The sequence below is a fragment of the Mycobacterium sp. GA-1841 genome (genome assembly GCF_001954135.1).
Taxonomy (GTDB): Bacteria; Actinomycetota; Actinomycetes; order Mycobacteriales; family Mycobacteriaceae; genus Mycobacterium.
Window position 1 is genome coordinate 53,972 of sequence record NZ_MBEQ01000010.1, and the last position, 13,626, is coordinate 67,597.

16 protein-coding genes and 1 pseudogene are annotated in these 13,626 nt (G+C 63.8%); 3 read left to right on the plus strand and 14 right to left on the minus strand.

From position 1 onward, the window contains the following. Positions 1 to 5: 5 nt before the first annotated feature. Genes A5740_RS02860 through A5740_RS02900 form a run of 11 tightly spaced genes read right to left on the minus strand, consistent with a single transcriptional unit; the run spans position 6 to position 8,014 of the window. On the minus strand, positions 6 to 575 hold the full coding sequence (locus A5740_RS02860) for an isomerase (RefSeq protein ID WP_076191341.1): 570 nt from the start codon (positions 573 to 575) through the stop codon (positions 6 to 8). After that, positions 572 to 1,597: a dihydrodipicolinate reductase gene (locus A5740_RS02865; protein WP_254849056.1), complete on the minus strand. Its 1,026-nt coding sequence runs from the start codon at positions 1,595 to 1,597 to the stop codon at positions 572 to 574. Before A5740_RS02865 ends, A5740_RS02860 begins: the two co-directional genes overlap by 4 nt. 20 nt (positions 1,598 to 1,617) lie before the next feature. Continuing rightward, on the minus strand, positions 1,618 to 2,838 hold the full coding sequence (locus tag A5740_RS02870) for a cytochrome P450 (protein ID WP_076191345.1): 1,221 nt from the start codon (positions 2,836 to 2,838) through the stop codon (positions 1,618 to 1,620). A gap of 8 nt (positions 2,839 to 2,846) precedes the next feature. Beyond that, positions 2,847 to 3,275 (minus strand): hypothetical protein, encoded by a 429-nt coding sequence (locus A5740_RS02875; RefSeq protein ID WP_076191347.1) that lies wholly within the window; start codon positions 3,273 to 3,275, stop codon positions 2,847 to 2,849. Between the two features lie 32 nt (positions 3,276 to 3,307). Beyond that, a complete protein-coding gene (locus tag A5740_RS02880) occupies positions 3,308 to 4,009 on the minus strand; it encodes a hypothetical protein (protein ID WP_076191349.1) in 702 nt (233 codons plus the stop codon). Beyond that, complete coding sequence (locus A5740_RS29275) at positions 4,006 to 4,137, minus strand: hypothetical protein (protein WP_255740330.1); 132 nt, start codon at positions 4,135 to 4,137, stop codon at positions 4,006 to 4,008. The genes A5740_RS02880 and A5740_RS29275 overlap by 4 nt, the downstream gene beginning before the upstream one ends. Positions 4,138 to 4,153: 16 nt before the next feature. After that, entirely contained in the window at positions 4,154 to 4,948 is a 795-nt protein-coding gene (locus A5740_RS02885; protein ID WP_076191351.1) for a CbbQ/NirQ/NorQ/GpvN family protein, read from the minus strand. Next, a complete protein-coding gene (locus A5740_RS02890; RefSeq protein ID WP_076191419.1) occupies positions 4,945 to 6,474 on the minus strand; it encodes a nitric oxide reductase activation protein NorD in 1,530 nt (509 codons plus the stop codon). Before A5740_RS02890 ends, A5740_RS02885 begins: the two co-directional genes overlap by 4 nt. 15 nt (positions 6,475 to 6,489) lie before the next feature. Next, complete coding sequence (locus tag A5740_RS29280) at positions 6,490 to 6,612, minus strand: hypothetical protein (protein ID WP_256386343.1); 123 nt, start codon at positions 6,610 to 6,612, stop codon at positions 6,490 to 6,492. A gap of 12 nt (positions 6,613 to 6,624) precedes the next feature. Further along, complete coding sequence (locus A5740_RS02895; protein WP_076191353.1) at positions 6,625 to 7,227, minus strand: TetR/AcrR family transcriptional regulator; 603 nt, start codon at positions 7,225 to 7,227, stop codon at positions 6,625 to 6,627. Between the two features lie 55 nt (positions 7,228 to 7,282). After that, complete coding sequence (locus A5740_RS02900) at positions 7,283 to 8,014, minus strand: hypothetical protein (RefSeq protein ID WP_076191355.1); 732 nt, start codon at positions 8,012 to 8,014, stop codon at positions 7,283 to 7,285. 58 nt (positions 8,015 to 8,072) lie between these two features. Between A5740_RS02900 and A5740_RS02905 the strand changes: the two are divergent. Continuing rightward, positions 8,073 to 8,565: pseudogene (locus A5740_RS02905) on the plus strand (SDR family oxidoreductase). Between the two features lie 19 nt (positions 8,566 to 8,584). After that, positions 8,585 to 9,658 carry a dihydrodipicolinate reductase gene (locus tag A5740_RS02910; RefSeq protein WP_076191421.1) on the plus strand — a complete coding sequence of 358 codons (1,074 nt, stop codon included), beginning with the start codon at positions 8,585 to 8,587 and terminating at the stop codon, positions 9,656 to 9,658. 105 nt (positions 9,659 to 9,763) lie between these two features. Here A5740_RS02910 and A5740_RS02915 read toward each other — a convergent pair whose 3' ends face one another. The 3 genes from A5740_RS02915 to A5740_RS02925 form a co-directional block, all read right to left on the minus strand. Further along, a complete protein-coding gene (locus A5740_RS02915) occupies positions 9,764 to 10,723 on the minus strand; it encodes an alpha/beta hydrolase (RefSeq protein WP_076191357.1) in 960 nt (319 codons plus the stop codon). Between the two features lie 81 nt (positions 10,724 to 10,804). After that, positions 10,805 to 12,409, minus strand: coding sequence for an MFS transporter (locus A5740_RS02920; protein ID WP_076191422.1), 1,605 nt, complete (start codon positions 12,407 to 12,409; stop codon positions 10,805 to 10,807). A gap of 43 nt (positions 12,410 to 12,452) precedes the next feature. Next, positions 12,453 to 12,872, minus strand: a complete 420-nt coding sequence (locus tag A5740_RS02925) for a limonene-1,2-epoxide hydrolase family protein (protein WP_076191359.1) — start codon at positions 12,870 to 12,872, stop codon at positions 12,453 to 12,455. A gap of 97 nt (positions 12,873 to 12,969) precedes the next feature. Between A5740_RS02925 and A5740_RS02930 the strand changes: the two genes are divergently transcribed. Continuing rightward, complete coding sequence (locus tag A5740_RS02930; protein ID WP_076191424.1) at positions 12,970 to 13,596, plus strand: TetR/AcrR family transcriptional regulator; 627 nt, start codon at positions 12,970 to 12,972, stop codon at positions 13,594 to 13,596. Positions 13,597 to 13,626: the final 30 nt, after the last annotated feature.

Consider the following 13,626-nt stretch of genomic DNA (forward strand, 5'->3'; position numbering starts at 1 on the left):
GCGCGTCACCGGCGAAGTCGCCGGCCGACCAGCTTGCTGAACTCGGTCGTTGAGCGTCGTGCGGATTCGAGCTCTAGAGACACCAGCAGCGTGTCGACCATCGCGAAGGGCAACGTGGTGACCACCGCGCCGCGGCCATACTCGAGGTGCCACGATCCGGGGTGAATCGTCAGGCCGCGGGCATGCCCGCGTTCCAGGCAGGTGCGCTGGCCCGGGAGCAGCGTCGGCAATGGCACGGTGTCGTCGGATTCGAGGTCGTAGGAGTCGATCTGGCCGGCGAGCAGGAACTTGTGGATGTCGACGTGCTTGTACCGACCTGAAAAGCCCTGTGTCCCAGTGGGAGATCCGAAGAGCACGACGTATTCGCGGGGGCTGAAGTACAGGAACCTGACCTTTCCGAGGATTCCCCCGGCCTTGCTGCCCACCCACCGGCCCGGCCCGGCGTGGATCAGGTCGGGATACTCGTCGGCAAGTCGCTGGACTGTGTGTGCGACGAGCGTGCCGTCGTCGGATGTCAGGCCGACGACCTGTTTGGCCACGGTGTGCAACACATCCGGGTCGATCTTGTATGTCACCGGCGGACCAATCCGCGGGGCCGGATCAGGCCGAGGTCGAGGTGGTGGTGCCAGCCGGGCGGGGCGTCGCAGACGTCGGGGATCGCGTTGATGGCGGCCATGGCCGTCCAGTCGTAGCCGGGATGGGTCATGGTGCCGTCGGCCTGCCGGACACCTTTGAGGGTCAGCTCGGTGGGCGGGTCGCCCTCGATCACGATCTCGTACCGGGTCTCGCCCCAATCCCATGCCGGTTCGAGTTTGTCGGGGCCGGCGGTCACATAGATCGCGTGGAAGACGATCAGTGGCTGCCCCTCCACCCACGCGGTCCATTCGTGGCGTTGTGCGGCGACGGTACCCTTCGGGATCGCGCCCTCGTCGTGCGAGATATCCGCGACGGCGGTCGCGACATCGACCTCTGCGGCGGTCACCTCGTCGATGGTCACGCCGAGGCCGTCGGCGATCATGTGCATCGACTGGGCGAAGAACGGCAGGCCGAGACCCAGAATGGTTGGCTCGGTGAGGAATTTGTCCTTGCTCTTGCCAAACCCCATCCAGTCGATGTGGTCCATCGGCGCATCTTTCAGAACGTCGACGACCTCGTACACATGGATGGTGTCGATGCGACTCATCACGCGGGCCAGGGTGAGCGGCAGGATGTCCCCGGCGTAGCCGGGGTGGATGCCGCCGCCGTGGAACGAGGTTCCGCCGTCGGCGCAGGCGGCCCGGATCTGCTCGGCGGGGTCGCGGAAATCCGGTGAGGGATGGAAGAACCCGCTCGTGGTCACCACGTTCTTGCCGGACCGTAGCAGCCGGCACACGGTGTCGACGTCCATGATGATCGGTGTGTAGAACACGCAGTCGGCGTCGAGCGCGACGATGGCGTCCACGTCGTCGGTGGCGGTCACACCGATCGGTGCGATACCGGCGATCACACCGGCGTCTTTGCCCACCTTGTCTTCGCTGTGCACGAGCACACCGACGAGGTCGAACACCGGGCTCTCGGCGAAGTGCCGTACGCCGGCCCGGCCAACGTCGCCGGTCATCCACTGGATGATTCGGTAGCTCATCTGGTGGACCGCCTGCCGGGGGTGAAAGTGACCGGCACCGAGCGGAATCCGCGGGTGACGGAGTTGCCGTGAAACTTCGCCTGCTCTCCCGCTGCGAGCGTGAAGTCGGGCATCCGGGACAGCACCCGCTCCAGGCCCACCTGGAATTCCAGCCGGGCCAGGTTGGACCCGAGGCAGCGGTGCACACCGGCCCCGAAACCGAGGTGCCGGTTCTCGCGGCGGTCGAGGAGGCACCGGTCTGCGTCGGGGAACTCCTGTTCATCGCGGTTGGCGGCGGCGTAGTTGACGATGACCGATTCGCCGGCCGAGAAGGTGCAGCCGTTCAGTTCCACCTCTTTGGCCACGGTGCGGGGGATGCCGTGGATCGAGCCGGCGAACCGGATGAACTCCTCCACGGCGCGGGTGAGGAGTTCGGGATCACCGATCAGGCGGTCGCGCTCGGCCGGGTTGGTGGCGAGGTAGTGGTAGGCGAAAGACATTGCACTGGCGGTCGTCTCGAGGCCGGCCTGAACCAGGAGCATGGCGTTGGACACGACGTCGCCGAATGACAGTTTCTCTCCGTCGATCTCGGCGGACAGCAGGACGTCGATCATGTCGTCACGGGGCGGCTGGTCCATACGTGCGGTGACGGCGTCGTGCAGGTGCTGATACAGCCCACCCCAGGCGCTCATCCGGTCCTGCTCGGTGGCGCTGTTGAGCGCTGTGTCGGTCAGCTCGACGCACAGCGGCACGTCTTCGATCGGCATGCCGAGCAGATACTTGAAGAACACGATTCCGGGCTGACGCCAGGCGATCTGGGCCAGGTCACCGGACCCGCTCTCGATCAGATCATCGATGAGCAGGTCGGTCTCGGCGCCGATCTCGGGTCGCAGCGCCTTCATCCGCGCCGGGGAGAAGTACGGGTTCAGGACCTTGCGGAACTTCTGCTGCCGCGGCGGATCGAGGGTGATCACCAGATCCCCGGCGAGTTGCTCGGCGCCCTCGGGCGTCGGGTTGCTGGAGAAGTGCTCCCAGTCCTGCAGGATCTGGACGCACTCGGCGTAGCGCACCGCCACCCACGCTCCCGCCGGTGTCGCGCTGAGAAATGGTTTGTCGGTGCGCGCGAACGGCGACTGCTGTCGCATCACCGAATAGACGTCGTACAGGAAGTCGTTGTCGTTGAAATCCTGGTGGCGCAGATCCCAGTTCTGGGCGTGGCGTTCGAGTGACTCCGGCACGGGGTCTCCTACGGGCTCGGCTGCTGTTGCTGGGCTGACTCACGTGCTTCTCGTTCTTCGTGGATTCGCACCAGCTCACGGAATCCGATCCGGTGATATTTGGGTACCGGCTGGATGCCCCACTCGTCCTGCGCGGTGTCCTTGCCCTCGGCTCCCTCGGGTGGGCCGAATGCCGGGTACGGGACCTTGCATTCGAGGGTGTCGTCGGAATAGCGAACCTTGAGCAGTTCACTGCAGATCTCGGTGAGGCTCAACGTGGGGTAGCCGTAATAGACCGCCATGAACGGCAGGGTGAAGGCGCCCTCGACGACGAGGGCGACCAGGCACACCAGGACCGCGCGCTTGATCCACTTGTGCATGCGCGCGTAATAGGGCGTGGTGCCGGGGGGAAGGTCCTCGGACTTCTCGTCTTCGGTGGCTTCGGGTGTGGTTGTCACAGTGTCTCTCCTAAGCGCTGCATGAATTACGTTCAGTCGGAGAAGATTTCGCGGTTCACCGTGTGCAGATACGGGATCGCGAGGAAGGGCGTGATGTAGAAGATGTCGTAGAGCCACCACCCGATGACCGGGAACACGACGCCTGCGTAACGCACATCGGCGAACATCGTCATGTTGAACACGTACAGACACCAGATGAGCACGCCCATCCAGCACGTGATGATCATCCACTGGTGTCCCCAGCGCTTCATCTGCAGGAATCCGATTGCCGCGGCACACCGCATCGCGAAGACGGTGAGGATCATGCCGAACACCATGGACTTCTCGCCCGGCCCGGCAGAGCCTCCGATCCACAGTTCGTTGTAGTGCCAGAAGTATCCGGCGTCGAACATGGCGCCCCAGCCGACCATCAGCACCCGGTTGATCAGGGTGTGGTTGGCGACCAGGTCGAGCGCCCAGCCGAGGCTGTTGAGCATGCCGTCGATCAGCACGAGATACCCGATGAGCGTGACGATCATCGGCCGGACCGAATACCCTGCGCGCAGTGCCTGGCGCTGTAACCACACACCGCGCATGAAGATGGGGAAGCCGATGAGCCCGGGTGCCCACATGCCCATCAGGGCGGCACCGACGATCATCCACTTGTCGGCCCGCCGCTGCGCCAGCCGGGACTGTTCGTGATGTTCCTCGAGGTTCAGCGAACCCTCTGCCGGGACGGATGCCGTGACCTTCACAGGTCCCACCAGCCTCGGGTGAACGACATGTACAGCTGGATTCCGAACATCGCCAGCAGGTATCCGTAGATGACGATCTGTAGGACGATGAGAGCTTTCTTGCGGTTGCGTTCCTTCTGATCGACCATGGCGGCGATTCCCTTCCTAGGTGCGTGTGCTGTCGGCGTCGGCGAGACTGGCCGCGGCCACCTCCCGTAGCCCTTCGGTGATGGCGCCGTCGCTGGACAGCGGGGCGAGGACACAGGCTTCTGCGGCTTCGAGTTCCGTTGCACCGGCGGCGATCAGGTGCGCCGCCGTGACGAGTACCCGGGTCGAGGGCGGTTCGAAGTGGAACGCCTCGTCCGCCGTACGGATCGCGGTGGCGCACCGCACCAGTCGCTGGGCGGTGGGCAGTCCGACGCCGGCCTCGGCGACGATCACCTCTGCCTCGCGTTCAGGCGGCAGGTACCGCATCGACAGCGTGACGAAACGCTGCCGGAAGGATGGTTTGAGCTCTTTGAGTGAGCTGCGGTAGGCGGGGTTGTAGGAGCACACCAGCATGAAAGTCTCTGGCGCCTGGACGACTTCGCCGGCGCGATCCAGATAGAGCGTGCGCCTGTGGTCGGTGAGCGAGTGCAGGACGGCCAACGAGTCGTGACGCGCCTCGACGACCTCGTCGAGGTAGCAGATCGCCCCGGCCTTGACCGCCCTAGTGAGGGGCCCGTCGGTCCAGACCACGTCACCCCCGGTGACCATGAACCGCCCGACGAGGTCCGAACTGGTCAGGTCGTCGTGGCAGCTGATGGTGACGACCGGACGGCTGAGCAGCAGCCCCATGTGCTCGACGAGGCGGGTCTTGCCACATCCGGTCGGGCCGGTGAGCATCACCGGCAGACGCTGGCGGCAGGCCTGCTCGAACAGCTGCACCTCGTTGGCGTTGGCGTAATACGTGTCGGTCATACGGATACCAGCTCCCGGTGGACGTGGGCGAGGACGCGGGGAAGTTCTTCGACGCGGCGGATGCGTTGGGATCGTTTGGGTCCGAACACTTCCGGCAGCGGATCGACGCGGACGGGTCCGACGCCGACGTAGTACATGGAGACGCCGGCGTCGTTGGCCTCCTCCACGGCGTGGGCGGCATCAGCCCAGGCGTAGCGGCCCTCGTAGCCTTCGTCCGAGATCAGGCCGTCACCGATGACGATGAGCAGCCTGCGCTCCGAAGGCTGTGCGAGCAGGCGGCTGGTCATATGCCGCAGCGGCGCACCGAGTCTGGTGTAGCCGCCGGTGGAAAGTCCCAGACTGCCGGGCGGGACGAAGCGGCGGTCCGCGAAATCCTTGAGGCAGCTGACTTCCACGCGGTGGCGGGTGTTCCCAGTGAACGTGAAGATGCCGTGGCGTTCCCGGGCCGAGGTCATCGCGCGGGACAGGGCGTCGGCACAGGCGAGCTCGAGTTTGAAGATCCGGCCCCCGTGCACGCCCAGCGAGGAGCTGCCGTCCAGCAGCAGCGCGGTGGTCACGTCGCGGCTGGCGGGCAACAGTTCACGGAAGAGGCGGGGTTCGACCGCCTCTCCGGTCGTCAGGTCGATGAAGTGGTTGACGTACTGGTCGACATCGAGGTCGGAGCCATCTTCCAGCCGGTTCTTCATCGCCCGATGGGTGTTCTCCTCGAACCACTTCCGGACATCCACGGTGACTGCGCCGGGCTGCCGGTCGCGGCCGGCACGTGCCTGCTCGAGAACCGCGACGTGGTCCGGCATGAAGCTCTTCGTCCAGGCGTTCCATTCCGGGTACGGGATTCCGGGCCGGTGGTCAGGGGTGATGTCGAGGTCGTTGTCCTGCGGCCGGCTGGGCGGGGGAAGGCTGGAGTTGCGGACCCCGCCGTCTCCGCCGGCCGGGACGGAGTGTGGTGCCGGTGAACGCTTTTGGTTCGTGGTCCACGGCAGCCGTCCGAACGTGCGGCGCAGCTTGTCGGACAGGCCCTGCGGCAGGGTGTACGCCCGAGGAAGGCTGCCGAGCAGCGGCTCGATGGGGAACTGCTGTGAGGTACGCGCCAGGGCGATGGCCCGGTTCAGCATCTCCTCGGCGGTCAGGTCTGCATCCGTGGGTTCCAGGTTCGGCAGCGCCGAGCGCAGGTCGGGCAGCAGTCCGGGCCAGTTTTCGGCCACCCACCCCAGCGCCACGCCGGCTTCGACGATCGTGAGCGCGGCGAGCTCGCGGGTCGACAGCTCGTTGAGCCGGTAGGCGACGACGCGCTCCTTGGATGGCGAGCACTGCAGCGCCACAGCACATGTCAGCGTTCGCCGCGTCCAGTCGCGATGTGGCGGATAGGGCACGTGGACGACGTCGAGCAGGGAGCTCAGACCGAAGCCGCGGTGTTGCCCGCTGACCAGGCGGGCGCCGGTGCGGCGCTGGTCGCTCAACGCTACGGCGGTGACGGCGCAACTGCGCTCGGTTGCCATGGCGTGGGCTTCGGTGAGCTCGGTCATCTGCTGCGTCACGCTTCAGAAGGTCCCGATGTTGGAGAACATCCAGTACCAGAACCAGATGACCAAGCCGGTGCCGCCCCAGGCGGCCACATAGCGGAGTATCTCCCAGATCCAGCCGGCCACGTCAGTTCTCCTCACAGAAGGGATGTTTCATCGGATCTCCAGTCCTCGTCGCGCGGTGATGACCAAGTTGGCCAGCATCGCGTCGCGGTGTTCGCTGTCGGCGGTGGTGGTCAGCACGCCGTAGATTCCCAGTAGGAAGAAGGCGGCGCTGTAGAAGGCGTCGACCTCGGGATGCACCTCGCCATCGCCGCGGGCGCGCTCGATCTCGCGGACGAGTAGCACGATCACCGGGTGGTCGGTCCATTCGTCCTTGGTGGGCCGCGTCGGTGAGAAGTGCAGCGCGAGAAATTCTTTGAAGAGGAGCGGTCCAAGCCGTTGCTCAAGGCCACCCACCAGGTGGACGAGTTCGGTCAGTGTCGTCGCGAGGTCATGCGCGGTATCCAGGAAGCGCGCGAATTCGGTTGCCATGTGCGTCTCTTCGCGACGCTCCAGCTCCAGCAGGACGTGCTCCTTGCTGGGGAAATGGAAGAAAAACGTCCCGTGGGCCACGCCGGCGGCACTGACGATCGCACCGACGTCCGCGCCGGCCATGCCCGACGCCTGGAACTCGGCGATGGCCGCGCCGAGTATCCGTTCCCGCGTCTGCAGTCGGCGCAATTCGCGTGCCGACTGCTTGGTCTGTGGCGTCATGGTCGGTTCTTTCTAACCCAGTTACTGATTGCAGTCAATGAGTTGAGTCATCCGTTTAGTCGGAGAAGATCTCGCGGTTGACCGAATGCAGGTAGGGAATCGCGAGGAACGGGGTGATGTAGAAGATGTCGTAGAGCCACCATCCGACGACCGGGAGCACGACGCCGGCGAACCGGACATCGGCGAACATCGTCATGTTGAACACGTACAGGCACCAGATGACGATCCCCATCCAGCAGGTGATGATCATCCACTGGTGTCCCCACCGCTTCATCTGCAGGAAGCCGATGCCGGCGGCGATCCGCATGGTGAAGACGGTGAGGATCATGCCGACTTCCATGGCCTTCTCCCCGGGTCCTGCGGCCCCGCCGATCCACAGCTCGTTGTAGTGCCAGAAGTAGCCGGCGTCGAACATTGCACCCCAGCCGTTCAACAGGATTCGGGCGAGGATGGTGTGGTTGGCGGCGACGTCGAGGGCCCAGCCGACGGTGTTGATCGCGGCGTCGATGATGACCAGATAGCCGATCAGCGTGACCAGCATCGGCCGGACCGACAATCCGTCGCGCTGAGCTTTGCGCAGCAGCCAGACGCCCCGGAGGAACAGCGGCAGACCGAAGATGCCGAGGGCCGCGGTGCCGATGAGCAGGCCGCCGGAGATGAGCCACTTGTCGGCTTGGCGCTGCGCGCGCTGGGAGGCCTCCAGGTGTTCTTCGAGCCCGCTGGCTGATGCGGGCGGCACCACGTCTCGGCCGCTGCTGCGGCTCCGATTGAACGTTGGCAAGTTCATGGACGCTGACTATAGTCAACCAATCGAGGTGGTCAATGGCTACTCGGAGGGGATTCACATGGCGATGGAGCAGTTCGGTCTGGCGGGTCAGGTCGCAATCGTGACCGGCGCCGGTAAGGGCGTCGGGCAAGGGGGTGGCGGTGGTCGCCGACGCGATGAGCCGGCCCGACGGAGAACGCGTGGTGCCACGGCGATGGAGCGGTTCGGCCGCATCGACATCCTGATCAACAACGTCGGCGGGTCCACATATGCGCGGACTGGAGGCACTCACCCGCGCGATGGCGCAGGAGCTGGCGCCCAAGATCCGGGTGAACGCGATCGCGCTGGGCTCCTTCGCGACCGAGGGTTTGCAAGGAAGCCTTGACTTGTTACCCGGGTCGTTGGAGAAGATGAAGGAGGCGACGCCGTTGCATCGCCTCGGCGATGTGGAGGATCTCGGAAGGTTGTGCGTGTATCTGTCCACGCGCGATTGCTACGCGACCAACGCGATCTTCCACGTGGACGGCGGTATCGAGTCGAACAATTCGCCACTACCGATCCCGGACTACTGAGCAGGAACAGGTGTCAATGATGCGCAGAGTGGTTCAGTTCTCCACCGGTAATGTCGGTAGGCATTCGCTGGCGGCGGTCATCGGCCGACCCGATCTGAAGTTGGTCGGCGTACATGCCTCTGGGCCGGACAAGATCGGGCGTGACGCTGCTGAACTCTGTGGACTCGGCGAGCCGACAGGGGTGATCGCGACCGACGACATCGACGCGTTGATCGCGCTCGGGCCTGATTGCGTGGTCTACACGGCGTTGGGAGAGACCCGGCCGATGGAGGCCATCGAGCAGATGTCGCGTTTCCTGCGCGCCGGGATCGACGTCGTCGGAACGTCGATGGTGTGGCTGGTGACCCCGCGCCAGGCCGACGATTGGTTGCGGGTACCGCTTGAGGAGGCGTGCTCGTCCGGGAACTCCTCGCTGTACGTCAACGGCATCGACCCCGGATACTCGGGGGACACCGCGGTGTACGCAGCGCTCAGCCTGGTCACGCGCGCCGAGTCGGTCACCGTCAAGGAGATCTTCGACTACGGCAACTACGACGACTACGAATACACCGGCACCGCCATGGGTTTCGGCACCACTCCGGACGACGAGCTGCCGATGGCATTCCAGCCGGGCGTGATCACGGCGATGTTCGGCGGTTTGGTGCGCGATCTGGCCCATCATCTTGGCGTGGAGCTCGACGAGGTTCGTCAGCGGTTCGAGCCGTGGTACGCCACCGAGCGCATCGAGTGCACGATGACGACCGTCGAACCAGGGCAATTGGCCGGCACCCGATTCGCCGCCGAAGGCATCCGCGGCGGCGTTCCGGTCATCACTGTCGAGCACACCACCCGGCTCACCCCGGCGGCGGCGCCGGACTGGGAGTATCCGCCCGACGGTCAGTCCGGCGTGCACAAGGTGATCGTGGAGGGCGAGCCGCGCATCGAGGTGAGCACTGAGCTGTCCCATCCGACGCTCGACGTGACCGACGCCGGATGTCTGTCGACCGCGGCGCGGGTGGTCAACGCGATCGACTGGGTGTGTGATGCTCCGGCGGGATTGGTTGCCGCCGAGGACATCCCGCCGACCGCGCTGATCCGCGGGTTGATGTGGTGACAGGCGGCGTCATGTGAGCCATTCGGCCGAGCAGTTTGATCCGATTGCGCGCCTCGCACAGTTGCGCGCACGTCATCAGGCTCACGTGTGGAGTATTGCGACCCGTTATTGCACACGTGACGATGTTGGAGCATCGAGTCCTAGATCGTGATACAAAGTGGCGCGTTCGGCTTGCGCGTCGGGCAAGGGAACATAGATGACCCAATCGTGGAGTAAGCCTCTCCGGAGCCGGAAGGTGAAGCCAGAAAGCTTTTCGGCGACTACTCGGTCTCGTAGTCGAACGGTATCGGTCGCGAGGGTGTCACGTGAGGAGCTGTAGACACAGATTGGTGGCAGGCCGACGAGAGGGCCGTATAGAGGGCTCACACTCGGGCTTTGGGTGTCGAGGCTGCCAGCCCACAGTTTGCCGCTTCTGACCAGGTTTCCCACGTCCAGTAAAGGGTCGTTGATCTGAGACTGGCAAGGATGGTTCGTTGATACATCCAACCACGGCGCCAGCAATACCACTCGGCTGGGCTGTGGCGAGCCGCGGCGGGCGAGTTCCTGGGCGACCAGCAGAGCGAATCCGCCTCCTGCTGAATCGCCGAGCACACTTACGTTTTCCGCGCCGTGTTCATCGATCGTCTGCGAGATGAAGTCGGTCATGCGGGGGACCTCGGTTTGGGCGGTTCCCTGGGGCGCGAGGGCATAGTCGGGTACTACGACTGTTGCTCCGGTTTGGCGTGCCAATTCGGTGTAGGTCCACCAGTGGAAGATGGTCGCCCTGCCGACGTAGGCGCCACCGTGGATGGCGACGACGACCTTGCCCGTCGATTCGGGGGGTGTGAATGTCACCACTGGCATGGCTTCGAACTCGCTACGGCTCTGTGCGAGGCCGTAATTCAATAAGGACGGCGGCGCTCCGTCGGTGATCAACGGGATTTTGTACGGGACAGTTGCAAGTACACCTCCGACAAATGGAGAGACGACTTTGTCGAGCAGACTCGCGCCGAAGGCAACGAAGTCGTGTAGCTGTGAAGGTTGGCCGGTGTACATGTCTTCCCAGTGCGCCTCGGTAGTGCTCACAATTCCAGGCTAACTGTTCTTAATTTCACCGATCCGTCGCTGGTGTCGCGTCTTTCGCTGTGTTTCATTGCCAGTAGCTGCTCAACCCCGCGCTGTCGTCGTCGATCGTGGCTTTTCACCACGTCCGGCAGTGAACCGCCGGACCACCCGGATTTGTTGCCCGTCGCGTCCAGGTGCCCAGATGGCGACGACGATAGCGGAAACCAGCACCACTATCCCCAGCATCAAGAGCGATGAGTGCATTGCTTGCATGAAGGCGGCTTTGGCGTGAGAAGTCAGATCGCCTCCTGCGGGTCCGAGTCGGTCGGCGATCGTCAACGCTTGTGCAAGTGAACCGAGCGCGGGTTCCCTTACCGTTTCGGGGAGCGTCGCGACGTGTCGAACGAGTGCGTCGTTGTATCCGGCGGCGAGAATGGAACCGGCGAGCGCGATGCCCAGCGCTCCGCCAAGCTCTCTTGTGGTGTCGTTGATTGCAGAGGCGACACCTTGCTTACTCAGTGGAACGGCCCCGGTGATAGCAGTAGTCGAGGGGGCGTTGCAGATGCCCATTCCGGTACTGAGCACGAGCATCGGCCATGCCAGGTCGAAGTATGACGAGTCGACATCGAGTAGTCGCATGCACAACAGTCCGGCTGCCAGGGTTGCGAGTCCGACCGCGACGGAGATGCGCAGCCCGAAGCGGGGTAGATACCACCCGGTGAGTGCCGCGAATACGAGTAGGGGAACCGCCAGCGGGCACAAAGCAATAGCGGTTTGCAGCGGGGTGTAGCCGAGCACCAACTGCAGATGCTGCATGATCAAGAAGAAGAACCCGAAGATGGCGAAGAAGAGCGTTGTCATGCCGATAGAGCCAGTCAGCATGTCGGGTCTCTTGAATACACGAATATCGAGCAGTGGGTGCTTGCGACGGAGTTCGACGAAGCCGAAGGCAACAGCAAGCAGGACGCCTCCGGCGAGGCAGCCATACACCGAGGGGGCGCTCCACCCTCGGAGTGGGGCTTCGATCACGCCGAAGACGAAAACGGCGACCGCCGAACCGATGAGCAGCGCGCCCCACAGGTCGACCGGCGTTGCCTCGGGATCTTTGGATGACGAAATCGTCAGGGCTGACACGAATAGCAGTGCTGCTGCAGCGACGAAGGCCCAGAAGATGGATTGCCACGGCCCGAACTGGGTGAGTATCGCAGTGCCCATGAAGCCGACCAGGGCGCTGGATGCGCAAACTCCAGCCCAGATGCCAATTACCTTGTTACGTTGATCTTCTGGGTACGCCGCAATCAACAGCGAAAGGGTGGCTGGAAGTACCGCTGCGGCACCAATGCCCGTGACGCCGCGCGCAATTATGAGAGCGGTTGGCGAGTCGAAGTAGATGGGTGCCAGCGATGCTACGGCGAAGATGACGAGTCCGACGAGGAGGACGGTACGCCTTCCGTAGCGATCCCCCAACGCGCCGGCTGGTAGCAACAGACAGGCCATCACCAGCGTGTAGCCATCGACGATCCAGGTCAATTGTGACTGTGTCGCAAGGGTTTCCAGCGCGATAGCACCCAACGCGGCGTTGAGGGCCACCATTGACGAAATGACCAGGAGGACACCCATCGAGCACACGACAAGAAGCCAGATTCTGGAACGGCCTGACAACACGCTTGAGTGGATGTCTCCGGATTGAGCGGTTATGTTGACCAATTGCCCGTCAGTCTCGTCGGTCGTCGCTTCAGTGTTCACCGAGTCATGCCTTGGGCGCGCCTGGGACCAGTGCGCTGATGTCTTCGCCTTGGAGAAGTTTGACCGTCAGGTTGACATCGAAGTAATCCGTCCATCGGGTGATTCTGCCGTCATCTCCAACGACGAACGTTCCCATCACCGGAATGGCAGGCTTGGCTCCATCGGGGGCCTGGATGTAATCGAGGCGCTCGGTCAGGACGACAGGCCCGTCGCTCGCAATATTGACAATTTCGAACGCATAAGCGTCCGGGAACATCGAGAATTGCGCGCCCATGTTCTCCACGATGGCGTCGACCCCGGTGAACGCCGGCATTCCAACGTTTTGATAGACGGCGTCGTCGGCGAGTAACGGCCGCAGAGCATTCGGATCGCGGCGTTCCATCAGGGCGCAAAACTCGCGAACAACATCGGCAGGGTTTGACACGGCGAACCTCCGGCTAGAGCGACCAACCACACATGCGGGCTGTAGGTGACATGCAGACTGTATGTGACCTACAGGCCGCATGCAATACGCTGTTGCGATGACGCATGGGCAAGAAAGGCTTGACCCGAAGGCGCGACGTGCCGCACAAGCAGAGGCCACCCGCGCTGCACTGGTGGATGCCGCGCAGCAACTGTTCGTGGAGAAGGGCTATCACCACACCGGCACCGAAGAAGTCGTAGCCGCGGCCGATGTGGGCACTCGTGGCGCGCTGTATCACCACTTCGCTGACAAGCGGGCGCTATTCGAGGCGGTATTCATCGCGGTTGAAGAGGGGCTCGTCATGGCAGCCGCCAAAAATCTCGCCGATCCGGCCGACGGCGCATTTAATCAGTTGCGGCAGGGGTTGATTGGCTTTCTCGACGCATCCCTGACGCCCCAGGTGCAAAGAATTCTTCTCATCGACGGGCCTGCAGTTCTGGGCTGGTCCAGATGGCGGGAACTAGAAAGCGTTTATGGATTGGGAGCCATCCGTGCAATGCTCGAACGCGCGATCGAGGAAGGCGACCTAGCCGCGGGCCAGCCTGTCGCGGTACTTGCCCATGTGCTTCTCGCAGCAGCAGAGGAAGCAGCGATGTTCATCGCCAATGCGCCCGATCAGCACGACGCGCGAGACCAGAGCGTCCAGGCGCTCATAGCACTGCTGGACGGGCTCCGCCCGCGCTAACTGCCGGCTGAGCTGGTCTACGACTTCGCG

Excerpts from the sequence above, each read along its gene's own strand:
- A5740_RS02900 (WP_076191355.1), bottom strand. The coding sequence starts at position 8,014 with ATGAACTTGCCAACGTTCAATCGGAGCCGCAGCAGCGGCCGAGACGTG.
- A5740_RS29275 (WP_255740330.1), bottom strand. The coding sequence starts at position 4,137 with ATGGTCGATCAGAAGGAACGCAACCGCAAGAAAGCTCTCATCGTCCTA.
- A5740_RS02865 (WP_254849056.1), bottom strand. The coding sequence starts at position 1,597 with ATGACCGGCGACGTTGGCCGGGCCGGCGTACGGCACTTCGCCGAGAGC.
- A5740_RS02895 (WP_076191353.1), bottom strand. The coding sequence starts at position 7,227 with ATGACGCCACAGACCAAGCAGTCGGCACGCGAATTGCGCCGACTGCAG.
- A5740_RS02910 (WP_076191421.1), top strand. The coding sequence starts at position 8,585 with ATGCGCAGAGTGGTTCAGTTCTCCACCGGTAATGTCGGTAGGCATTCG.
- A5740_RS02890 (WP_076191419.1), bottom strand. The coding sequence starts at position 6,474 with ATGACCGAGCTCACCGAAGCCCACGCCATGGCAACCGAGCGCAGTTGC.
- A5740_RS02885 (WP_076191351.1), bottom strand. The coding sequence starts at position 4,948 with ATGACCGACACGTATTACGCCAACGCCAACGAGGTGCAGCTGTTCGAG.
- A5740_RS02930 (WP_076191424.1), top strand. The coding sequence starts at position 12,970 with ATGACGCATGGGCAAGAAAGGCTTGACCCGAAGGCGCGACGTGCCGCA.